This window comes from Intrasporangium oryzae NRRL B-24470 (genome assembly GCF_000576595.1).
In the GTDB taxonomy this organism is placed as follows: Bacteria; Actinomycetota; Actinomycetes; order Actinomycetales; family Dermatophilaceae; genus Intrasporangium_C; species Intrasporangium_C oryzae.
In genome coordinates this window covers 1-21,382 of record NZ_AWSA01000061.1, presented here as the reverse complement: position 1 = coordinate 21,382, position 21,382 = coordinate 1, and the positions used below count along the sequence as shown (strand labels likewise).

The 21,382-nt window shown below is 72.4% G+C and carries 19 protein-coding genes and 1 pseudogene; 12 read left to right on the top strand and 8 right to left on the bottom strand.

What is annotated here, in order from left to right; genetic code table 11:
* Positions 1–1,253: hypothetical protein (locus tag N865_RS23105; RefSeq protein WP_169735769.1), on the top strand; the 1,253-nt coding region annotated here is incomplete at its 5' end.
* 88 nt (positions 1,254–1,341) lie between these two features.
* On the opposite strand, the gene N865_RS19075 is transcribed toward N865_RS23105, so the two are convergent.
* Positions 1,342–3,132: an AMP-dependent synthetase/ligase gene (locus tag N865_RS19075; protein ID WP_034809514.1), complete on the bottom strand. Its 1,791-nt coding sequence runs from the start codon at positions 3,130–3,132 to the stop codon at positions 1,342–1,344.
* A gap of 301 nt (positions 3,133–3,433) precedes the next feature.
* Between N865_RS19075 and N865_RS19070 the strand changes: the two genes are divergently transcribed.
* The 4 genes from N865_RS19070 to N865_RS19055 are packed head-to-tail and all read left to right on the top strand — an operon-like array spanning position 3,434 to position 6,097.
* The gene (locus N865_RS19070; protein WP_034809512.1) at positions 3,434–3,877 is read left to right on the top strand and encodes an SRPBCC family protein; all 444 of its coding nucleotides are present in this window, start codon (positions 3,434–3,436) and stop codon (positions 3,875–3,877) included.
* Between the two features lie 50 nt (positions 3,878–3,927).
* A complete protein-coding gene (locus N865_RS19065; protein WP_034809510.1) occupies positions 3,928–4,410 on the top strand; it encodes a hypothetical protein in 483 nt (160 codons plus the stop codon).
* A complete protein-coding gene (locus N865_RS19060) occupies positions 4,407–5,375 on the top strand; it encodes an ROK family glucokinase (RefSeq protein WP_034809508.1) in 969 nt (322 codons plus the stop codon). The genes N865_RS19065 and N865_RS19060 overlap by 4 nt, the downstream gene beginning before the upstream one ends.
* On the top strand, positions 5,372–6,097 hold the full coding sequence (locus N865_RS19055) for an endonuclease/exonuclease/phosphatase family protein (protein ID WP_034809506.1): 726 nt from the start codon (positions 5,372–5,374) through the stop codon (positions 6,095–6,097). The genes N865_RS19060 and N865_RS19055 overlap by 4 nt, the downstream gene beginning before the upstream one ends.
* A 12-nt stretch (positions 6,098–6,109) precedes the next feature.
* On the opposite strand, the gene N865_RS19050 is transcribed toward N865_RS19055, so the two are convergent.
* Together N865_RS19050 and N865_RS19045 are read right to left on the bottom strand one after the other, a co-directional pair.
* Positions 6,110–6,772, bottom strand: a complete 663-nt coding sequence (locus N865_RS19050) for a hypothetical protein (RefSeq protein WP_034809504.1) — start codon at positions 6,770–6,772, stop codon at positions 6,110–6,112.
* Positions 6,769–7,524: an alpha/beta hydrolase gene (locus N865_RS19045; protein WP_034809502.1), complete on the bottom strand. Its 756-nt coding sequence runs from the start codon at positions 7,522–7,524 to the stop codon at positions 6,769–6,771. The genes N865_RS19050 and N865_RS19045 overlap by 4 nt, the downstream gene beginning before the upstream one ends.
* Positions 7,525–7,633: 109 nt before the next feature.
* Here N865_RS19045 and N865_RS19040 point away from each other — a divergent pair.
* The 5 genes and pseudogenes from N865_RS19040 to N865_RS19020 all read left to right on the top strand — a co-directional run.
* Positions 7,634–8,401: pseudogene (locus N865_RS19040) on the top strand (lysophospholipid acyltransferase family protein); the annotation flags it as partial.
* 258 nt (positions 8,402–8,659) lie between these two features.
* Positions 8,660–9,808: a MacS family sensor histidine kinase gene (macS, locus tag N865_RS19035; RefSeq protein ID WP_051511075.1), complete on the top strand. Its 1,149-nt coding sequence runs from the start codon at positions 8,660–8,662 to the stop codon at positions 9,806–9,808.
* Complete coding sequence (locus N865_RS19030) at positions 9,805–10,578, top strand: response regulator (protein WP_084328383.1); 774 nt, start codon at positions 9,805–9,807, stop codon at positions 10,576–10,578. Before macS ends, N865_RS19030 begins: the two co-directional genes overlap by 4 nt.
* Positions 10,579–10,595: 17 nt before the next feature.
* Entirely contained in the window at positions 10,596–12,032 is a 1,437-nt protein-coding gene (locus N865_RS19025; RefSeq protein ID WP_034809517.1) for a class II 3-deoxy-7-phosphoheptulonate synthase, read from the top strand.
* Position 12,033: 1 nt separating this feature from the next.
* Positions 12,034–13,101: a threonine aldolase family protein gene (locus N865_RS19020; protein ID WP_034809500.1), complete on the top strand. Its 1,068-nt coding sequence runs from the start codon at positions 12,034–12,036 to the stop codon at positions 13,099–13,101.
* Between the two features lie 262 nt (positions 13,102–13,363).
* On the opposite strand, the gene N865_RS19015 is transcribed toward N865_RS19020, so the two are convergent.
* The 3 genes from N865_RS19015 to N865_RS19005 are packed head-to-tail and all read right to left on the bottom strand — an operon-like array spanning position 13,364 to position 17,382.
* Entirely contained in the window at positions 13,364–14,263 is a 900-nt protein-coding gene (locus N865_RS19015) for a DMT family transporter (protein WP_034809498.1), read from the bottom strand.
* An 8-nt stretch (positions 14,264–14,271) separates the two neighbouring features.
* Entirely contained in the window at positions 14,272–16,314 is a 2,043-nt protein-coding gene (gene pknB / locus N865_RS19010; protein WP_034809496.1) for a Stk1 family PASTA domain-containing Ser/Thr kinase, read from the bottom strand.
* Between the two features lie 60 nt (positions 16,315–16,374).
* Complete coding sequence (locus N865_RS19005) at positions 16,375–17,382, bottom strand: lytic transglycosylase (protein ID WP_051511070.1); 1,008 nt, start codon at positions 17,380–17,382, stop codon at positions 16,375–16,377.
* Positions 17,383–17,663: 281 nt separating this feature from the next.
* Here N865_RS19005 and N865_RS19000 point away from each other — a divergent pair, with 281 nt between their 5' ends.
* Positions 17,664–18,059 carry an Rv2175c family DNA-binding protein gene (locus N865_RS19000; RefSeq protein ID WP_034809494.1) on the top strand — a complete coding sequence of 132 codons (396 nt, stop codon included), beginning with the start codon at positions 17,664–17,666 and terminating at the stop codon, positions 18,057–18,059.
* Between the two features lie 35 nt (positions 18,060–18,094).
* On the opposite strand, the gene N865_RS18995 is transcribed toward N865_RS19000, so the two are convergent.
* Positions 18,095–19,189, bottom strand: a complete 1,095-nt coding sequence (locus N865_RS18995; protein WP_034809491.1) for a polyprenyl synthetase family protein — start codon at positions 19,187–19,189, stop codon at positions 18,095–18,097.
* A 105-nt stretch (positions 19,190–19,294) separates the two neighbouring features.
* Between N865_RS18995 and metF the strand changes: the two genes are divergently transcribed.
* Positions 19,295–20,203, top strand: a complete 909-nt coding sequence (metF, locus tag N865_RS18990) for a methylenetetrahydrofolate reductase [NAD(P)H] (RefSeq protein ID WP_034809488.1) — start codon at positions 19,295–19,297, stop codon at positions 20,201–20,203.
* Positions 20,204–20,335: 132 nt separating this feature from the next.
* Here metF and N865_RS18985 read toward each other — a convergent pair whose 3' ends face one another.
* Complete coding sequence (locus N865_RS18985; protein ID WP_084328382.1) at positions 20,336–21,022, bottom strand: DUF4126 domain-containing protein; 687 nt, start codon at positions 21,020–21,022, stop codon at positions 20,336–20,338.
* Between the last annotated feature and the right edge of the window lie 360 nt (positions 21,023–21,382).

Sequence of the window (21,382 nt, the reverse complement as noted above, 5' to 3'; positions counted from 1 at the left end):
CGGGCGGGGGCGCTCGCACCGCGACCACCTCGGGCTCGAGCACCTCGCCCACGGGTCGGTCCGCCGCCACCGCCGTGCCCGGCAGTCCCGACGCAGGCACGCAGCGGCGCGAGCAGGCTCTTATCGCCGTCCTGGCCGAACGCTCCCGCGCCGCCGAGCGCGGCGACCGAGCCGGCTGGCTCGGACCTCTCGCGGCCGGGCTGCGTCCCGCCCAGGCCGACGTGCTCACCCGGATGCGGGCCATGGGCGTCACCGGGCTCAGCGTCACCGGCGTCACCGAGACGCGAGCACCCGAACCCACCGCCGGAGGGGGGAGCAGCTGGCGTGCCATCGCCTCGTTCAGCTACCGCCTGGCGGGGTTCGACACGACACCTCGCACGTTCGCCGTCGACCTCACCGTCTCGGAGAGCCCCTCGCGCCCTGGCATGCCGACCATCACGCAGTGGGTGCCGAGCGAGCGCCCAGAGCCGTGGGACCTCGCTGGTCTTCGTGTCCGGCGAACCGACACCGCTCTCGTCCTCGTCGTCGGCACCGCGGCGCGCGTCGACGAGATCGTGGCCCGGGCTCGCTCAGCGGCCCGCCGTGTCGCGGCGGTCTGGGGCACATCCCGACCCTCCGTCTGGGTAGCTCCGGCCAGAGACAGCGACGCCGCGCACTTGCTGGGACGGGACCCTTCGGGGATCTCGGGCGTGGCTGCCGCCGTCGACGGTCCCCTCGTCCCGGGCAGTCCGGCCGGGGCCGACCGGATCGTCATCATCCCCGGCCCGTGGGAGTCGCTGTCCGCGCCGGGGCGAGACGTCGTGCTCACCCACGAGCTGACACATGCAACCGTCCGCGCCTCGACGACGCACAGCGTCCCCGTGTGGCTCTCGGAGGGCTTCGCCGAGTACGTCGCCTACCGGGACGTCACGCTGCCCGAACGCGCGGTCGTCCGTCCCGCGCTCGACGCCTTCCGCCGCGACGGTCTGCCCCCCGCCCTGCCGACCGACGCGGACTTCGACCCGGCGCACGGGCGGCTCCAGGCGGCATACGGCTCGGCGCTGCTCCTCGCCCGGACGATCGCGCGAGACGGCGGGACCGCCGGGCTCGTCCGCGTCTACCGCGACGTGGCCGACCCGCCGCCCGTGTGGAACGTGCCGCCCGACGACGCGGAGGCGCGGTTCGATGCGGCACTCGTCCACGACCTGGGCACCGACCGGGCAGGACTCCTGGCGGGCTGGCGCGCACGGATCCGCTCCCTGCTCGCGCAGTGAGCGCTGTGCGACGACCACGGACGACGAGGGAGCGTCGGCGCCCCGGTGGGCACGGCCCCTCCCTGCTGCGCCTGAGGCGGTCAGGGGGTCACGCGTAGAGGCTCTCCACGTCCTCGGCGAAGTCCTTCATGACGAGGGCGCGCTTCAGCTTGAGCGACGGCGTGAGGTAGCCGTTGGCCTCGGTGAAGTCGCCGCCGAGCACGGCGAACTTACGGATCGACTCGGCCTTGGAGACGGCCTCGTTGGCCCGGTCGACGGCCGCCTGCAGGGCCTCGAGCACCTTGGGGTGGGTCCGGGCCTCCTCGATCGAGACGCCGTCGAGCCCGTGGTTGCCGGCCCAGAGCGGCCACATCTCCTCGTCGAGCGTGACGAGGGCCCCGATGAACGGCTTCTGGTCGCCGACGACGATGCACTGCGAGACGAGCGGGTGGGCGCGGAGCCGGTCCTCGAGCACCGCGGGCGCGACGTTCTTGCCCCCCGCCGTCACGAGGATCTCCTTCTTGCGACCCGTGATCCGGAGGTAGCCGTCCTCGTCGAGGTCGCCGATGTCACCGGTGTGGAACCAGCCGTCCACGATCGCCTCGGCTGTCGCCTCGGGGTTGCCGAAGTACCCGGTGAAGATCCCGACGCCCTTGAGGAGGATCTCGCCGTCGTCGGCGATGCGCACGCCGGTACCGGGCAGCGGGTAGCCGACCGTGCCGATCTTGACCTTGTCGGGGGTGTTGACCGCGACCGGGGCGGTCGTCTCGGTCAGGCCGTAGCCCTCGAGGATGAGGACGCCGATGCCCCGGTAGAAGTGACCGAGTCGCGTCCCGAGTGGAGCGCCGCCGGAGACGGCGTAGCGGACCCGGCCTCCCATCGCGGCGCGCAGCTTGCTGTAGACGAGGCGGTCGAAGACGGCGTGCTGAAGGCGGAGCAGCAGACCGGGACCGCCGGTGTCGAGTGCCTCGCTGTAGGCGATCGCGACCGTCGCGGCACGCAGGAAGATCTTGCCCTTGCCCTCCGAGGACGCCTTGGCCTCGGAGGAGTTGAAGATCTTCTCGAAGACGCGCGGCACCGCCAGGATGAACGTCGGCTTGAACGTCGCGAAGTCGTCGAGGAGCGTCTTGATGTCGGACGAGTGGCCCATCCGCGCGCGGCCGGCCACGCACAAGACTTCGATGAACCGTGCGAAGACATGGGCGAGCGGCAGGAAGAGGAGGGTGGCTGCGTTGTCGGAGAGGATGACGGGCCCGAGCTTCTGGATGGCGTTCTCGGCCAGGTCGAGGAAGTTGCCATGGGTCAGCTGGCAGCCCTTGGGGCGCCCGGTCGTGCCAGAGGTGTAGATGATCGTCGCGACCGACGTGCGGTCGAGCCCGTCGCGCCGGGCCTCGACCTCGGCGTCGGCGACGGAGGCCCCTTGCTCGCGCAGGGTGTCGAGCACGCCCGCCTCGATCTCGAACACGTGCGTCAGGTCGGAGAGGTCCGCCCTGGCCTCGTCGACCGTCGCGCGGTGCTGGTCGTTCTCGACGAACACGGCTCTCGCGCCGGAGTTGGACAGGATCCACTCGACCTGCTCGGCCGAGGACGTCTCGTAGATCGGCACGACGATGGCCCCCGCGCTCCACGTCGCGAAGTCGACGAGGGTCCACTCGTAGCGCGTCCGGGACATGAGGCCGATCCGGTCCCCGGGCCGGATGCCGGCCGCGATGAGGCCCTTGGCCACCGCGGCGACGTCGGTCGCGAACTCGGCCCAGGAGACGTGGTTCCACGAACCGGAGGCCGTCTTGCGGGAGAAGGCGGTCTCACCGGACGCCTCGGCGGCGTTGCGCACCGGGAGGTCGGCGAGGCTCCCCTCGGTCGTGACCGGGGCGATCGGGGGAACGACGTTGTCCTTCACTGTCACTCCTGTGGCGGGACGGGTTGGAGGCTGCACCATACCGATCGGCGGGGATTCGCATGGCGGCACCCACGGACGGCTGGCCCGAGCGAGGCAAGCTGTGGGCCCTTGCGGAGACGCCCGTTCATCCTCCCACCTGGCGCGGGCGCGAAGGCAACCGCCGCGGCGGTGACGGGCCTCCGGCGTGTGTGACGTGTGCCATCCCGGCCCGTCGCCCGACCATCCGTGGGCCGATCCGCGCCGCCTCGCCGCGCGTCCGGAGGTCGTGAAGCCGCTGGTCGGAAGCGATAGCCTTCGGCGCATGGCCGATCGCACCGAGTCCTCCATCGTCATCGACGCTGCCCCGGGAGTCGTCCTCGACGTCATCGCCGACTTCGAGGCGTATCCCGAGTGGGCTGCCGAGGTGAAGGACGTGACGGTGCTCGCCGAGGACGGAGACGGCTGGGCCGACCAGGTGCAGTTCACGCTCGACGCCGGCGCGATCAAGGACACCTACGTCCTCGACTACGACTGGGACGTCGTCGAGGACGGCACGGGTGTCGTGTCGTGGTCGCTCGTATCCGCCACCGTGCTCAAGGCCATGACCGGCTCCTACACGCTCGCCGCCGAGGGCGGCGGCACGAGGGTGACCTACCGCCTGGCGGTCGACGTCAAGATCCCGATGATCGGCCTGCTGAAGCGCAAGGCCGAGAAGGTCATCGTCGACACGGCTCTCAAGGAGCTCAAGAAGCGTGTCGAGGCCTGAGCCGACACGTGGAACCCACTGAAGGGCAGAGCGATCCGAGGCATGACCGGATGACCGACGACACGACCACGGCTGACCACGACCCGGCCCCACCGCGGACCGTCGCCGAGGAGGCGGCGCTCCTCGTCGACCTCCTCGCCGCGCGCGGCCCGTGGGCTACCAGCGGCGAGGGGGACACCGGGCGCGGGAGGACGTCGTCGGGCGGCGCCCGGTCCGGGAGTCACGAGGACGGGGTCGGCCACGAGGCCGGCGGCACGCACGAGTGCACGTGCGGCGGCCAGGCCCCGCAGGCCTGCCGCATCTGTCCGGTGTGCCAGCTGATCTCGTTCGTCCAGAAGGTCAGCCCCGAGACCATCGAACGGGTCGCCGACGTCGCACTCTTCGCGGCGAGCGCCCTGCGCGACCTGGCCGCGGCCCAGCGCGAGCGCGCCGAGGCGGGACCCCCATCGTCGCCACCGGGCGGAGACTCCCATGCCGCCCCGTCGGCCGGAGCCCCGACCCGCCCGCCGACCGGTGAGGGAGGGACGTCGTGACCCGGAGGCTCGCGATCGGCATCGACATCGGCGGAACGAAGGTCGCCGGGGGCGTCGTGGACGAGGCGGGTGTCGTCATCCACCGCACTCGCCGCGACACCCCGCACCGTTCGACCTCCCCGTCGGTCGTCGAGGACACGATCGTCGAGTCGGTGGAGAAGCTGCTCGGGCTCGTCGACCCTGCCGACATCGTCGCGGTCGGGATCGGCGCCGCGGGTTTCGTCGCCGAGGACCGGGCGACGGTCGTCTTCGCCCCCCACTTGTCGTGGCGCAACGAACCGCTCCGCGAGGCCCTCTCCCAGCGCATCGACCTGCCGATCACGGTCGACAACGACGCCAACGCCGCGGCCTGGGCGGAGGCCACCTTCGGGGCAGCCCGGGGGGAGTCTCACGTCGTCGTCATCACCCTCGGGACGGGGATCGGCGGGGCCCTCATCATCGACGGTGCGGTGCAGCGTGGCCGGCACGGCATCGCCGGCGAGTTCGGTCACATGCAGATGGTGCCCGGCGGGATCCGCTGCGAGTGCGGCAACCGGGGCTGCTGGGAGCAGTACGCCAGCGGAAACGCCCTCGTGCGGGAGGCGCGCGCCCTCATCGAGGCCGGGTCGCCCGTCGTCGCAGACCTGCTCACGAGGCTGGGCGGCGACCCCAACGCGTTGACCGGTCCCATCATCACCGAGGCGGCCCGCGACGGTGACGCGATGGCCCGTGAGCTGCTCGCGGACATCGGCACGTGGCTCGGTGTCGGCATGGCCAACCTCGCGGCCGCGTTCGACCCGGGGCTCTTCGTCGTCGGCGGAGGAGTGAGTGCCGCCGACGAGATGCTCATCGGGCCGGCTCGCGAGGCGTTCAAGCGCCAGCTCGCCGGCCGCGGCTACCGCCCGGAGGCAGCCATCGTCCGGGCCGTGCTCGGTGCCGACGCGGGCCTCATCGGGGCCGCCGAGCTGGCACGCACGGGGCGATGACACCCGACCCGCGCCGGACCGGTCCGGCCATGCGGGTCATGAGCTACAACGTCCGCGACTTCCTCGATGACGTGGCGGCCGCCGCGCGGGTCGTCCGGGCCGTCGATCCCGACGTCCTCTGCCTCCAGGAGGTCCCGCGTCGGCTGACGACGGAGCTGCGGCTGCCCGCCTTCGCCCGGGCGTGCCGGCTGTGGTGGTCCGGTGGCAGGCGCGGCACCGGAGGCACGGCGATCCTCACGTCGCCCCGGGTCACCGTGCACTCGGCGTCCCGCCATCGGCTCGGGGTGCGCTTCCCCGACCGGACCAGGGGGTATGCCGCAGCCGACGTCTCGCTCCCCGGCTCGGTGCCGGTCTCCGTCGCGAGCATCCACCTCAGTCTCCGGGCGGACGAGCGGGAGCGTCACGCGCGCGATATCGTGGCGGCGCTGGGTGACCGGTCGGTCGTGGCCGGCGACCTCAACGAAGGCAGCGACGGCCGCGGACACCGCCTCATCGCGGAGCGCTGCCGTGTCGTCTCGGAGGCCGTCCCGACCTTCCCGGCGTCGTCCCCCGACCAGGTCCTCGACGTCATCTTCGCCGGCCCGGGGCTCGAGGTCCGGCCGGCAACGGCGGTGGCCCTCGCGGAGGAGGACCTCGTCGCAGCCTCGGACCATCGACCGGTCTGGGTCGACCTCGTCACGGCGCCTCAGGAGGGCGGCAGGGCGGCATACGGCCGCTCGTGACGCGTCTCCGGATCAGACGCGCGTCCCGTCGTCGGAGGGGTCGCGCTCGGTGCCCCCGCGCAGGACGAGCAGGACGAACCCGACGACGATCATCGCCAGGCCGGTGACGACCCACCACGGGCTGCCGTCGCGGTCGAAGAAGAGGAGGTAGAGCAGCAGGAGCGGCCCGCCGGCGAGGCCGACGACGATCGCCCAGAACATCGGGTCGTCCTCGGCGCTCGGCAGGTCAGGGTCGCTCGGGGGGACGAAGTGCTCCTCGTCGGGGTCGACCGCGTCGAGCAGGTCGTCGACGTCGTCGCGAGCCGGCTCGGAGCCGCGCCACACGTGTCCGGCGGAGGGCGCGATGGGCAGTCCGAGCGTGTCGGGGGTGCCTGCCTCGGCGGCCGGGTTGCCACCGGTCCGGTGCGAGCCGGCGTCGTGCGGCTCGCCGGCCGCAGGGGGCGACGGCTGCGCGGGAGCTCCCGGCTCGGAGTGCCGCTCGGCCTGCGCCCCGTCCGCCGCCTCAGGGCCTCCCGCGGCCCCCACAGCGGGACCCTCGCCAGCGCCCTCGCCGGCACTCCCGCCTGCACCCTCGTCTTCGCCCTTCGGGCGCGCGGCAGGGGTGGGATCGGGCGCCTCGTTGTCCCAGCCCGCGATGATCCGTGCGAACTCGGCGTCGAGGTCGGGGTCGTTCACTCGGACTCCTTGGTGATGCGCCGGAGGAAGTCGGCGGTCTCGGCGAAGATCGCCGGGGCGTCGTTGTCGAGGGTGGCCACGTGGAAGCTGTCCTCGAGGACGACCTCGGTGGTGTCGGCGCTCGACACGCGCTCGAGCACGCGCGCGGAGCTGCTGGCGGGAACGACGTGGTCGACGCGGGAGCGGAAGAGGAGCAGCGGCTGGTGGACGCGGCCGAGGTCGGCGACGACCTCGGCCCAGCCGCCCACCTGGCTGTGCAGGGCCTTGAGCGGCACCCGGTCGTAGGCGCACTCGTCCTGGCCGGGCTTCTTGATGTCGTTGGAGATCCCGGGGAACCCGGCGACGACGTGCTTGAGGACGGGCAGCGCGCGCAGCCGCACGTCGTCGATCCCGACCACCGGGTTGACGAGGACGATCCCGTCGACGAGGTCGCCACGCAGCTCGGCCAGACGCAGGGCGATCGCACCGCCCATCGACAGGCCTCCGACGACGACGTGGTCGGACCGGTCGCGCAGGCGCTCGAGCTCGCGCTCGGCCTCGGCGTACCACTCGGCCCAGGTCGTCCGGTTCATCTCCCGCCAGTGCGTGCCGTGACCGGGAAGGCGCGGGACCGAGACGGTGTGGCCGCGGGCGTGAAGGTCCTCGGCCCACGGGCGCAGCGACTTGGGCGAGCCGGTGAACCCGTGGACGAGGAGCACGGCGGTCCGATCACCCTCGTGGAAGATGGGCACGGCCTCCGGGTGGACGGGCACGATGGGGACTCCTGGCAACGACGCGAGACGACCTGCTGATCCTCGCATGCGGCGCTCCACCAGCGCGAGTGTCGTAGAGTGCTCGCGTCAGAGTTGGAGGTGGACGCGGTTGTTCTACTGGGTTCTCAAGACGATCGTGCTCGGCCCGATCCTCAAGCTGCTCTTCCGGCCGTGGGTCGAGGGCGAGGAGAACATCCCCGAAGAGGGAGGCGCGATCTTCGCCTCCAACCACCTGTCGTTCTCCGACTCGATCTTCCTGCCGCTCCTCGTGCCCCGGCGGGTCACCTTCCTCGCCAAGAGCGACTACTTCACTGGTCGCGGGATCAAGGGCCGCCTCACGGCGGCCTTCTTCAAAGGGGTCGGGCAGCTGCCCGTCGACCGCTCGGGCGGCAAGGCGAGCAACGCCGCGCTCAACTCCGGCCTGAAGGTCCTGCGCCGCGGCGAGCTGCTCGGGATCTACCCCGAGGGCACCCGCTCGCCGGACGGTCGCCTCTACCGCGGGCGGACCGGTGTCGCCCGGATGGCCCTCGAGGCCCGGGTCCCGGTCATCCCCGTCGCGATGATCGGCACCGACAAGGCCCAGCCGACGGGGAAGGTCATCCCGCGGATCATGCGCATCGGTGTGCGCGTCGGCAAGCCGCTCGACTTCTCGCGCTACGAGGGGATGGAGGACGACCGGTTCGTCCTGCGCTCGATCACCGACGAGGTCATGTACGAGCTGATGCTCCTGTCGGGGCAGGAGTACGTCGACATGTACGCGTCCTCGATGAAGGACCGGCTCGTGGCGGCGGCCCGCGCCAAGCGCCGTGAGCTCCAGGAGGCCGCCAGGCCGGGTGCCGCCGACGCCGAGCTCGAGGCCGCTCTCGATGCGGCCGAGGGCAAGGTTCCCGGCGAGGGCCCCACGGTGGCTGAGCCGCCCGCGTCGGAGGCGAAGTCGGCGACGGCCGCGGACCCCGCCGTACTCGAGATACCGGCCGAGGCGGACCAGCCGGCCGGGGCCGACGAGCCGGCCGGGGCCGACGAGCCGCCCGCGACCGGGGAGCCGGCCGCGGCCGAGAAGAAGGGTCGGGTCCGGCGGGCGGCGCGAGCCCGTCGCGACGACCCGTCGGGCGACGTCGGGGCCGCGTCCTGACCCATGCGCTCCACGAGTGATCTGCTCGTGGGCGACGAGCACGTCGTCGTCCGCGGGCTGTGGCGGGCCGTCGACGTCTTCCGGTGCCTCGCACTCTGCTACGCGGCCTGGTCGGTGTGGTTGCGCAACGCCGAGGTGGCACACCTGCCCGGCGCGATCCTCGTCCTCGCCGTCGTGGCCGCGTGGACGGTCGCCCAGACGGTGCGTCCCCTGCGCACGGTGCGCGCGTATGCCGCCGAGCTGGCCATCGGCTGCGGCGCGGTCCTCGCCACGCGCCTTGTCGACCACGACTGGGTCATCACCGCCGGGGCCAAGACGATCCCGTCGATCTGGCCGACGGCCGCCATCGTCGGGTTCGCGATCCTGCGCGGATGGCGCGGCGGCCTCGCGGCTGCGGCCGTCGTCGCCGCGAGCTCCTTCGTCGAGGTCGTCCATCCGACGGCCAACACCGTGAGCAACTCGATCTTCGGGCTGCTCCTCGGCGGCTGCATCGGCTACTGCGTCGACCTCGCCCGATCGAGCCACGCGGCACACGCCGAGGCGATGCGCCTTGCCGCCGCCCGGGCCGAGCGGGACCGGCTGGCCCGGACTGTCCACGACGGCGTCCTCCAGACGCTCGCCTTCATCCACCGCCGGGGGACCGACCTCGGGGGAGAGGCCGCCACGCTCGGGGCGATGGCGGGGGAGCAGGAGCGCATCCTGCGGGCCCTCGTCAGCGAGCCCGACCTCGCCGAGGTCGAGCGGGCCATCGGCGGCGAGACCGACTTGCGGTCGTCCTTGCGCCACGTCGCGAGCGAGTCGGTGCAGCTCGTGACCCCCGCCGACCCGATCCGGCTCACGCACCGGGTCGCCGACGAGCTCGTCAGCGCCGTAGAGGCGGCCCTGGACAACGTCCATCGGCACGCAGGCGACGGTGCGCGCGCCTGGGTCCTGCTCGACGACGACGGCGCCGCGGTGACCGTCACGGTCCGCGACAGCGGCAGGGGCGTTCCCACCGGGCGTCTCGAGGAGGCCGCCGCCGAGGGACGGCTCGGTGTCGCGTCCAGCATCCGGGGCCGTCTCGCCGACCTCGGCGGGACCGCGCAGGTCACCGCCGGCCCGGGCGGGGGCACGACCGTCGAGCTGCGCCTCCCCGCCAAGCGGCGCTCATGACCAGCGCCGACGCACGTGACGGCCGTCCCGGCTCGGGCGCCCAGGCTGTTCGGGTCGTTCGCGTCGCCGTGGCCGACGACCACCCGATGTGGCGCGATGCCGTGGCACGCGACCTCGACGAGGCAGGATTCGAGGTCGTCGCGACGGCGGCTGACGGCCCGTCCGCCGTCGCGCGGACCATCGCCACGCGGCCCGACGTCCTCGTCCTCGACCTCCACCTTCCCGGTCTGACCGGCCCCGACGTGTGCGCCGCCCTCACCGCGGCCGCCGTCCCGACCCGGGTCCTCATCCTCTCGGCCAGTGGCCATGACGCGGACGTGCTCGCGGCCGTCAAGGCGGGCGCGCTCGGATACCTCGTCAAGTCGGCTGGGCGCGGGGAGTTCCTCGACGCGGTGCGGGACACCGCCGCCGGCCGCCCCGTCTTCACCGCCGGGCTGGCCGGTCTTGTCCTCGGCGAGTTCCGGCGGGTCCGCGCGCGCGACGCCGGCCCCGAGGTCCCGGAACTCACCCAGCGGGAGACCGAGATCCTCAGATACGTCGCGACGGGCATGGGCTACAAGGAGATCGCAGCCGCGCTCTTCATCTCGCACCGCACGGTCCAGAACCACGTGCAGAACGTCCTCGGCAAGCTCCACCTGCACAACCGCGCCGAGCTCGTGCGTTACGCCCTCGAGCGCGGCATCGACCCGGTGGCGACACCCAGCCCGTATGCCGCCGGGCGCCCCGACGCGAACGGGCCGGGCGGCATACGACCTCGTCGGTCGCGGTGAGCCGACGGCTGTTCGGGATGCGGACCCGGGACGGTGGCCCGACCCCCGGCGTCTACTCTTGGGTGGTGAACACGAGCACCGCCACCTCCGATGTCGGTCTCGACCCGGTCGACGGGTCCGAGGCCCTCGCCGCCCTCACGGCGGCCGCCACCGAGCTCGAAGCCGCCCAGCAACCGAGCTGGCCGGACACCGCAGCCCTGGCCGAGGCGATCGAGACGCTCGCGTCGTATCCTCCGCTCGTCTTCGCCGGCGAGTGCGACCTCCTGACCGAACGGATGGCGGCGGCCGCCGTCGGAGAGGCGTTCGTCCTCCAGGGTGGCGACTGCGCCGAGACCTTCGCGTCCGCGACGGCCGACAACATCCGCGATCGCATCAAGACCATCCTGCAGATGGCTGCCGTCCTGACCTACGGCGCGTCCAAGCCGGTCATCAAGGTGGGTCGGATGGCTGGGCAGTACGCCAAGCCCCGCTCGTCGAGCGTCGAGACACGGGAGGGTGTCACCCTTCCGGCCTTCCGCGGCGACATGGTCAACGACTTCGCCTTCCACGAGACGGCCCGGACCCCCGACCCGCACCGCCTCGTCCGCGCCTACCACGCGAGCTCGGCCACCCTCAACCTCGTGCGCGCCTTCACGACGGGTGGCTTCGCCGACCTGCGGCACGTCCACGACTGGAACCGCGGGTTCGTCGCCAACGCGGCCAACCAGCGCTACGAGAAGATCGCCAAGGACATCGACAAGGCCATGCGCTTCATGGCCGCCTGTGGTGCCGACTTCGACGCGATGCGCACCGTCGAGTTCTACGCCGCCCACGAGGCGCTCCTGCTCGACTACGAGCGCCCGCTGACGCGCATCGACTCCCGCTCCGGCCGGCTCTACGACACGTCCAGCCACTTCGTCTGGGTGGGCGAGCGCACGCGCCAGCTCGACGGTGCCCACGTCGACTTCGTCTCCCGGATCAGCAACCCGATCGGCGTCAAGCTCGGGCCCAAGGCCGACATCGACGAGGTCCTGCGCCTCATCGACAAGGTCGACCCCGACCGCACGCCCGGTCGTCTGACCTTCATCACGCGGATGGGTGCGGGCACGATCCGCGAGGCCCTGCCACCCATCGTCGACAAGGTGACGGCGTCCGGAGCGACGGTCACGTGGATCTGCGACCCGATGCACGGCAACACGTTCGAGTCCTCGACCGGCTACAAGACGCGAGACTTCGACGACATCGTCGACGAGGTCCGCGGCTTCTTCGAGGTGCACCGCTCGCTCGGGACCGTCCCCGGCGGCATCCACGTCGAGCTGACGGGCAACGACGTCACCGAGTGCCTCGGCGGTGCCGAGCGGATCAACGACGCCGACCTCGAGAAGCGCTACGAGTCGGTGTGCGACCCGCGCCTCAACCACCAGCAGTCGCTCGAGCTCGCCTTCCTCGTCGCCGAGATGCTCGGCCAGGCCTGAGGTGGGCTCGCCCGCGCTGCGTGCCGACCTGCTCAGCGACACGCTGACCCGTCCCACCGATGGCATGCGCGCCGCGATGGCGAGCGCCGAGGTCGGCGACGACGTCTTCGGCGAGGACCCCACCCTGCGGGCCCTCGAGGAGCGCGTCGCCGACCTGCTCGGGCACGAGGCCGCCCTCTTCACGCCGTCGGGCTCGATGGCCAACCAGCTCGGCGTGCGCCTGCACGTCCGGCCGGGGGAGGAGCTCGTGGGCGACTCGCTCGCCCACGTCGTGCGCGCCGAGCTCGGGGCGGCGGCCGTCCTGTCCGGCATCTCGTCGCGCACGTGGGTGTCGGAGCGCGGTCGCTTCCGCGCCGACGACGCGGCCTCGCTCATGATCACCGGCGTCGGCCCGTACCAGGTCTGCACGGCCCTCGTCGTCGTCGAGAACACCCACAACTTCGGCGGCGGCACGGTCCAGTCGCTCGAGGAGATCCGTCGCGCCCGAGCCATCACTCGTGAGCGCGGCGTCGCCATGCACCTCGACGGTGCGCGCCTCGTCAACGCGCATGTCGCGACCGGGGTGCCGCTCGCCGACTACGGGCACGAGTTCGACACCGTGTCGCTGTGCCTCAGCAAGGGCCTCGGTGCCCCGGTCGGCAGCGTCCTCGTCGGGTCGAGCGACCAGATGGCCGAGTCGCGGATCTGGCGCAAGCGCTTCGGCGGCGGGATGCGCCAGGCCGGGATCCTCGCGGCCGCGGGCCTCTGGGCCCTCGACCACCACGTCGAGCGGCTCGCCGACGACCACGCGCGGGCGCGCAGGGCGGCCGAGGCGCTCGCCGAAGCGAGGCCGGGAGCCGTCGAGCTCGCGACCGTCGAGACCAACATCGTGATCGTCGACGTGGCCGCCGCCGGCTGGGCGGCACCCGCCTTCGTCGAGGCGGCTCTCGCTCGCGGGGTGCGGACGTATGCCGTCGGGCCGGGTTCCGTGCGCCTCGTCTGGCACCTCGACGTCGACGATGCGGCCACAGGTGTGGCCATCGACGTCCTGACCGAACTGCTCCGTTCCGGGCCGCCGACTCCCGCCTGACCGGTCGGTCGTCCCACCGACCCCCGCCGAGCCCGGCCCAGGTCAACTGAACGAGTCGTTCGCTCGCGATCACCGTGCCGGTGCCTGAACGCGGTGCTCGTTGCCGAACGCTCCGGTGCACCCACGTGTTCGGCAACCGAACGCGGCGTTCGGTGCTGAACACCGTGTTGTGCCACCGCTTTCGAGAACGAACGCGGCGTTCACATCGCTGGGGACGGGGAAGTGGGGAGCGGGGGCGCGGGAGTGGGAGTGGGTCGGAGGGTCAGAGCTCGTGGTGGAGGACCTCGGCCGGCAGCTCGTCCGGGCGTCGGCGCGCGAGGAGCTCGACGGCATACATCGCGGTGAGCACGAGGGCGCCGCCGACGACCATGCGCCAGGTCAGCGTCTCGTCACCCAGCGATACGGCGAAGAAGGCCGCGAAGACCGGCTCGACGGTCATGACGATCGCAGCCCGGGTCGCCGAGAGGTGGGCCTGGGCCCATGTCTGGACGAGGAGGGCGAGGACGCTCGCGAAGACGACCATGTAGAGGACCGAGGCCCACTGCCCCGGCGTGCTCGGCAGGACGACCCCACCCGGCAGTGCGCCCACCCCGGTGATCGCGGCGATGACGAGCATCTGCACGACGGACAGGCCGGTGGCGATCTCGGTCGCGCTGTAGCGCCCCAGCCCGACGATGTGCAGGGCGTAGAAGACGGCCGACAGGAGGGTGATCGCCTCCCCGGCACCGACGGAGAACCCGTTGAGGGAGAGCAGCGCGAGGCCTCCGGTGGCGAGGCCGACCGCTGCCCACGTCGAGGCGGCGACCTTCTCGCGCAGCAGGACCGCGGTGAAGACCGGGGTGAGCACGACGTAGGTCCCGGTGATGAAGCCGGAGACCGAGGCGGGCGTGGTGGACAGGCCCACCGTCTGGAAGATCTGCGCGAGGCCGTAGAGGGCGCCGAGTCCGATCCCGAGGCTGACCTGCCGGCGGCTCAGGGCACGCAGGGGCCGCCAGAAGAGCGCGACCATGATGACGCTCGCTATCGCGAAACGAACCGCCAGGAAGTCAACGGGCGGGACGTGCTCGACGAGGTCATGGATGAGGAAGAACGTGGAGCCCCACACCGCCGTGAGCGCGACGAGGGCAAGCGTCGCCAGGCGCGACTGCGCCGCGGTGTCCATCGCGGGGGTCAGACGATCGTGAGGACGATGGTGGTGCCGCGGGGCGCGGGCTGCCCGGCGGGGATGCTCTGGACCCGCACGATGTCGAGGAGCTTGCCGAACGGGTAGTCCTTCTGGACGACGAAGCCGAGGTCGGTGAGGGCCTTCTCCGCCTGGGAGACCGGGCTGCCGACGACGTTGGGGACCTGCACCACGGGCGGTCCCTTGGACACGACGATCGTGACCGTGCCGCCGCGGAAGAGGGTGCCCTGGTCCGGCGTCTGGGAGATGACCTGCCCGGCGGGCACCGTGTCGCTGTCGACGTCTGCGGCGCGCGCGACGGTGAGGCCGGCCCCCTTGATCGCGGCCGTGGCCGCGTCGACGGTGGCGCCCTTGACGTTGGGGACGGGGATCGGCTCGCGCCCCTTGGAGACGACGAGGGCGACCTGTGTGCCGCGCTTGACGGAGGTCTGCGGAGCGGGCTTCTGGCTGATGACGGTTCCGGCGGGGACGGTCTCGCTCCACGCCTGCTTGACGTCGCCGAGGCTGAGCGTCAGGGACGACAGGGTGGCCGAGGCGGCGTCGGCGTTGGTGCCGACCAGCTTGGGGACGACGTAGCGCTCGGGGCCCTTGGAGACGACGAGCTCGACGGTCGAGTCCTTCGTCACCTCGGTCCCGGCCGCGGGCTGGGCCGACATGACCTTGCCCTTGGGAACCTGCTCCGAGAACGCCTCTCTCGAGTCGGCGCGCAGCGAGGCCTGCTCGACGGCCTTGGACGCCACGGCGAGCGTCTGGTTGACGACACCGGGAACCACGGTGGTGCCACCGGGGCCCGCCGTGAACCACCACGTCGCGCCCGCGACGAGCAGGGTCGCGACCGCCGCGACCAGCCACCACGGCCGGGGACGGCGGCCGGGCTGGGGCTGTCGCCGCAGTGGGAGGGCCGTGGTCCGTTGGTACTCCGGGGGGTCGTCGTGGACCGGTCGGCCGGAGAGGACCGGCCGGACGCCCGCGGCGCGAGCCGGCTCGTTAAGCTCCGTCGCATCGGTCGGGTCCATCGCGTCGAACGACTCGAACAGGTCGAACGAGCCGTCGGGCCCGTCGGCAGCGTCCGAGGTCACCCGTTGGAAGGCCTGGGTCTCGCTGCCCCCCGACGGGGCGTGCTCGGCGAAGGGTGGGGTGACGACGGTGACGGGCACGCCGCGCCGGTCGAGCTCGTCCGGGGTGAGAGCGCGCCGCACGGCCCGCAACCCGACGACGAAGGCCGCGGCAGAGCCGTACCGTTCGGCCGGCTCGACGGCCGTGGCCGTGGCCGTGAGGGCATCGAGCGCGGGGGGCACACCGGGGACCACGGACGAGGGGGCGGGGATGGACCCGTGCACGTGCTTGTAGGCAATCTGGATCGGCGTGTCGCCGGTGACGGCCTTGTGCCCCGTCAGCATCTCGAAGAGAAGGAGCCCAGCGGCATACACGTCGCTGCGCGGGTCGGCGGTGCCGCGCTCGACCTGCTCGGGGGAGAGGTAGGACACCGTGCCGAGCAGGACCCCCGTCTGGCTCGTCGCGGCCTGGTTGGTGATGGCCCGGGCCAGCCCGAAGTCGGCGACCTTCACCTCGCCGTCGCGTCGGACGATGACGTTCTCCGGCTTGACGTCCCGATGGATGATGCCGGACATGTGTGCCGCCTCGAGCGCCTCGAGGATCGGCTCGAGGATGGCGAGCGACTCGCGTGCCGTCAGCGGCGCCTCCTCGTGGATGACGTCGCGCAGGGTCTTGCCCTCGACGAGCTCCATCGCGAGGAAGACGTCGCCGGAGTCCTCGCCCTGGTCGTAGACGGCGACGACGTTGGGGTGACTGAGCCGGGCCGCGGATCGCGCCTCGCTGCGGAAGCGCTCGACGAAGACGTCGTCTGCGGCCAGCCCCGGCCGCATGATCTTGAGGGCGACCTCACGCTGGAGCCGTGCGTCCATCGCCACATAGACCGAGGCCATGCCTCCGTCGGCGAGGTGGGAGATGATGCGGTACCTGCCGTCGATCACCCGACCGACGAGAGAGTCCGCCACGCTGGACGTCACGAGGGAAGTTTACGGAACAATTCGGCCGGGACCCGCCACCTGTCCGTGGCGGGGCGTCCCTCACATCCGCTCGGAGAAGGCGAGGACCGTCGCGACGTAGCGCTTCGTGTCCTCGAACATCCCCCGGGTCCGCACCGAGTGCAGGCCCTGGTAGTAGCCGGCGACGGCCTGCTCGCGGGAGTCTGCGGCGGACTGCAGGGCTCGCAGGAGGACGACGCCGGCGGTGATGTTGTCCTGGGCGTCATAGAGGTCGAGCGTGCGTCCGGCGAGCTGGGAGGCCCACGTGCCCGAGACCGGCATGACCTGCATCGTGCCGATGGCGTTGGCGACGGAGACGGCACGCTGGTTCCAGCCCGACTCCTGCCACCCGAGGGCGAGGGCGAGGTGCGGGTCGACCCCATGGCGGGTCGCCGTGGCGCGGATCATCGCAGCGATCTGGGTGCGGCTCGGGACATCGGCGCGGGCGAGCCGGGCGCGTGACGCCCTGGCCGCGGCGACCGTCGCGTCGGAGTACGTGTAGCCGGCGAAGCTGTTCTCGCTCGTCGGCTGCGGCCTCGTCGACGGCGTGGGCTTGGGCGTCGCGGCGACGGCCACCGGGATGACGATGCGCGCTCCGACGTCGATGCGCGCGGGGTTCGGCAGGCGGTTGGCGGCGAGGAGCTTCGTCAGGCTGACGTGGTAGCGGGCGGCGATCCCGAACATCGTGTCGCCCTCGACGACGACGTGGATGCGTCCGCCTCCCGCGCGGGGTCGGGGCGTCGAGGTGCGGCCCGGCGCGGGCTTCTTCATCGGCTTCGCGGTCGCCGCGGTGGCCTTCGTGGGCCTCGGCGCGGTGCTGGCGGCCGGCCCCGGGACCGGGACGAGGAGCGTCTGGCCGGGGCGGACGAGGCTTCCGCCCAGGGGGAGGCGGTTGCGCGCCACCAGCGCCTCCGGCGTCGTGTGGTGGGCGATGGCGAGGTCCCAGACCGTGTCGCCGGGCCTCACGGTGACCGAACGCCACGTCACGGCTTTCGGGGCGAAGAGCACGTGCGCGGGCGGGGTGACTGCGGTTGAGTCGGCGAACGGCATGTGCGTCCTTTCCTCAGGCCCGGTGCCCGGTCGGTCCGGGCGAGGGCGTCGGAAGGGGTCGACTGGTGCTGACGTGACCACTGTGAAGCATGTGGCCGCTGTGACCCTGGTTCATAGTTAACCGCCAAAACGAAATGACAGTGGTGTAGTTCGCCCGGACCGGCCCCGGGCCGAGCCTGCGCGTCACCCGTAGGCCCGGCTGGGCGGCATACGGGCGACGTATGCCGCCCAGCGGGGTCTCCGTGCCGGGTGGCGCTCGTCGGGGTGGCAGACTTTCTCGCGTGACCGACAACGACGCAGCCCCCGCCGACCTCGCCGGCGCCGATCTCGAGACCCTGGTCGGGGAGTGGCTGACCGTGCCCGACATCGCCGAGCGACTCGCCGTTCCGCTCTCCCAGGTGCGCCGGCTCATCGCCGACCGCGAGGTCCTCAGCGCCCGGATCGGCGAGCGCAGGGTCGTGGCCGTCCCCGCCAAGTTCTTCGAGGAGGACGGCCCCCGCCCCGAGCTCAAGGGGACCTTCACCGTCCTGGCCGACGGGGGGATGGACGACCGCGCCATCCTCGAGTGGCTCTTCACCCCGGATGCGACCCTACCGGTCGAGGGCGCGCCGATCGACGCGATCCGCGCCGGTCACAAGACCGAGGTCCGGCGCCGAGCCCAGGAGCTCGCCTTCTGAGCCTCACCCTCGAACCCGGGAGGTGAGAGGGGGCGTCAGGCGTGGCGAGCCGTCGAGACCGCGATGAGCCCGTCGAGGACGCCGAGCGCGTCGGCATCGAGGCGCCCCGTCCCGGCAGCGAGGGCCAGCGCCTCGTGGGCCTCTTCGGCGAGGTCTGCGATGAGCGACTCCACCCGGTCGACCGCGCCGGTCCGGGTGAGGACCTCGCGTATCGCGACGACGCCCGACTCGTCGAGGTCGTCGCGCCCGAGGAGCGACTCGACGGTGGTTCGGTCCTCGGGTGAGGCCGCGTCGAGCGCGTGCGCGAGCAGGACGGTGCGCTTGCCCTCACGCAGGTCGTCGCCGGCCGGCTTGCCCGTGGCCTCGGGGTCGCCGAAGACGCCGAGCAGGTCGTCGCGGAGCTGGAACGCCTCGCCGAGCGCGAGGCCGTAGTCGGACAGCGGCGCGAGGTCATCCGGCGCCACCCCGCCGACGAGGGCGCCGATGAGCAGCGGGTGCTCGATCGTGTACTTCGCGCTCTTGTAGCGGATGACGGTCCGGGCCGAGGCGACGCGCTCGTCGAGGCTCATGCCGTCCCAGCCGCGGACCGACTCGAGCAGGTCGAGGAACTGGCCGCCCATCAGCTGCGTGCGCATCCGGTCGAAGAGCACCCGGCCGCGGGCGAGCTCGTCGGCGGGGAGGCCGCACGACGCGTAGAGCTCGTCGCACCACGTCAGGCACAGGTCTCCGGCGAGGATCGCCGCGCCCTCGCCGAAGCGGTCGCCGTCACCGGCCCAGCCACGCTCCCGGTGGAGCGAGGCCACGGCGCGGTGGGCGGACGGCATACCGCGGCGGGTGTCGCTGCGGTCCATGACGTCGTCGTGGAGCAGGGCGGCCGCCTGGAAGAACTCCATGCTCGCCGCGAGGCGCACGAGCGCGTCCGAGTCGGGGCGTCCGGCCGCGCGGTAGCCCCAGTAGAGGAAGCCGGCACGCAGGCCCTTGCCCCCGGTGAGCAGGCCGGACACCGCACCGACGAGCGGCTCGGTCTCCGGGCCGATCTCGGCCAGGGCCTCTCGCGCTCCGGCGATCTGCCCCTCGATCGCCCGCTGGACCCGCCGACGCAGGGCGTCGAGGTCGGTCGGCCTGTGCACGAGGTCTCCTCCAAGGGTCGGGTTCGGTGGTCAGCCTACGCGGAGCGTGACCGCTCCTCGGATGAGGGCGGCGTCGGTGGACACCCGCGCCTTAGGGTGGTGCCCATGGCACACGGCACGGCGTCCTCGATGGTTCGGGCAGAGCGGTTCACCCGCTCCATCCCGGCGATGGTCGAGGCCGACGCCCCGAGCTTCAGCTTCGAGTTCTTCCCGCCGCGCGACGATGCCGCCGAGGCGCAGCTCTGGGAGGCGATCAGGCGGCTCGAGAAGCTCTCGCCGAGCTTCGTGTCGATCACGTACGGCGCCGGCGGCGGCACGCGCGACCGCACGGTCCGGGTCACCGAGCGGATCCTCGAGGCGACCTCGCTGACCCCGATGGCCCACCTGACGTGCGTCGGGCACTCCGTGGCCGAGCTGCGCCATGTCGTCGGGCACTACGCCTCCGTCGGGGTGCGCAACATCCTCGCCCTGCGTGGTGACCCCCAGGGCGGCCTCGGGCAGCCGTGGACACGGCACCCGGAGGGGCTCGACCACGCCGACGAGCTCGTCGCGCTCATCCGCACGCTCGGCGACTTCACCGTCGGCGTCGCAGCCTTTCCCGACGGTCACCCCGAGTCGCACGGCTTCGCCGAGGACGCCGAGACCCTCGTGCGCAAGGAGGCGGCCGGGGCCGAGTTCGCGATCACCCAGATGGTCTTCGACGTCGACCACTACCTGCGCCTGCGCGACGAGGTCGCCCGGCGCGGCTCGAGCCTCCCGATCGTCCCGGCGATCATGCCGATCACCAACGCCCGCCAGGTCGTGCGCATGGCCGAGCTCGCGGGCCAGCCGATGCCGACGGCGGTGACCGACCGGCTTGCACGGCACGGAGACGACCCGGCGGGGGTGCGCGAGGAAGGCCTCGCCATCGCGACCGAGGCGTCGAGGCGGCTCCTCGAGGAGGGGGCACCGGGCATCCACTTCATCACGATGAACCGCTCGTCGGCGACCCTCGAGGTCTTCGGCAACCTCTGATGCCGCCACCACCGCGAGCGGTGCGGGCTCCGGCCGTATGCCGCCGGGCTTGCTCTGCGGGCGTGTGACCTCGCCGGGACCGCCGGGGACGCTCCCGCCGTCCCGGGTCAGCGGCATACGGTCGCGGCGCGGTCAGGGGCCGGGTGCCCCGGGGTCGACGATCCGGTCGGGTGGCTGGGGGGCCGGTGGTGGGTCGGCGTCCGGCTGGTGGCGCCTCGAGGGGGTGGCGATGCCGATTCGCTCGCCCCAGGCGTCGTAGCGGCGCTTGACGCGGCGGATCCGGCCCGCGAGCTTGTAGACGAGGAAGATGCCGGCCGCGAGGAGCACGAACGCGATCGTCGCGGCCCACCACGGGTGGGCGACGGCGAGCACCATGACGCCGGTGACGGTGACGTCCTCGCTCGTGCTGACGACGATGTTGCTCGCCGGCTCGGGCGAGGTGTTGACCGCCGCCCGCAGCCCGGCCTTGACCAGGTGCGAGATGAAGGCGACGACGCCGCCGGTGCCGACCGCGATCGCGGTCTCGAGGCTCGAGCCGTCGTGGGCGAAGAGGTAGCCGATCGTCGCGCCCACCGCGGGTCGCACGACGGTGTGGACGGAGTCCCAGACGGAGTCGACGTAGGGGATCTTGTCGGCGACGAGCTCGATGACGAAGAGCACGCTCGCACCGATGAGCACGTCGGTCCGGGCGAGCGCGTCGGGGATCTCGGCGAGGTGGTAGAACCGGTCGGCGAGACCGAGAACCAGGATCGCGATGTAGGCGTTGATGCCGCTGGCCCACCCGGAGGTGAAGACCATGGGGATGAGCTCGGCTCCCATGACACTCCTCGCGCTCGTCCAGGCACGGGACCGCGTGGGCCCCGAGCACAGGTTCAACACGCAGAACGCTTCCGCATTCCCGGGGGTGGCGCAACAGACGCGAACGGGCCCGGCGGGTGTGCGCCGGGGGGCGCCGGGTGGGGTGAGAGCGCGGCAGGGGTCCGATCCGTGAGCGGACGGAACCCCTGAGCCCCTCCGTTCGCGGACCGAACCCCGCGCGCCCAGTGTGCCCGCGACGGTGGCCGCCGGCCTGAGTACGCGTACTCAGTCTGACCCGATCGATCCTCGTCCGGGGCTTTGGGAGGGGTCGGATGTTCGGTTCGTGGCGGTGGGGTGTCGGTGGGTGACGCTGGGGTGTCG

Bases quoted from the DNA above. Each gene is read 5' to 3' on its own strand.
- N865_RS19025 (WP_034809517.1), top strand. From the start codon at position 10,596: ATGCGGACCCGGGACGGTGGCCCGACCCCCGGCGTCTACTCTTGGGTG.
- metF (WP_034809488.1), top strand. From the start codon at position 19,295: ATGGCACACGGCACGGCGTCCTCGATGGTTCGGGCAGAGCGGTTCACC.
- N865_RS19070 (WP_034809512.1), top strand. From the start codon at position 3,434: ATGGCCGATCGCACCGAGTCCTCCATCGTCATCGACGCTGCCCCGGGA.
- N865_RS18985 (WP_084328382.1), bottom strand. From the start codon at position 21,022: ATGGGAGCCGAGCTCATCCCCATGGTCTTCACCTCCGGGTGGGCCAGC.
- macS (WP_051511075.1), top strand. From the start codon at position 8,660: ATGCGCTCCACGAGTGATCTGCTCGTGGGCGACGAGCACGTCGTCGTC.
- N865_RS19030 (WP_084328383.1), top strand. From the start codon at position 9,805: ATGACCAGCGCCGACGCACGTGACGGCCGTCCCGGCTCGGGCGCCCAG.
- N865_RS19005 (WP_051511070.1), bottom strand. From the start codon at position 17,382: ATGCCGTTCGCCGACTCAACCGCAGTCACCCCGCCCGCGCACGTGCTC.
- N865_RS19015 (WP_034809498.1), bottom strand. From the start codon at position 14,263: ATGGACACCGCGGCGCAGTCGCGCCTGGCGACGCTTGCCCTCGTCGCG.
- N865_RS19055 (WP_034809506.1), top strand. From the start codon at position 5,372: ATGACACCCGACCCGCGCCGGACCGGTCCGGCCATGCGGGTCATGAGC.
- N865_RS19065 (WP_034809510.1), top strand. From the start codon at position 3,928: ATGACCGACGACACGACCACGGCTGACCACGACCCGGCCCCACCGCGG.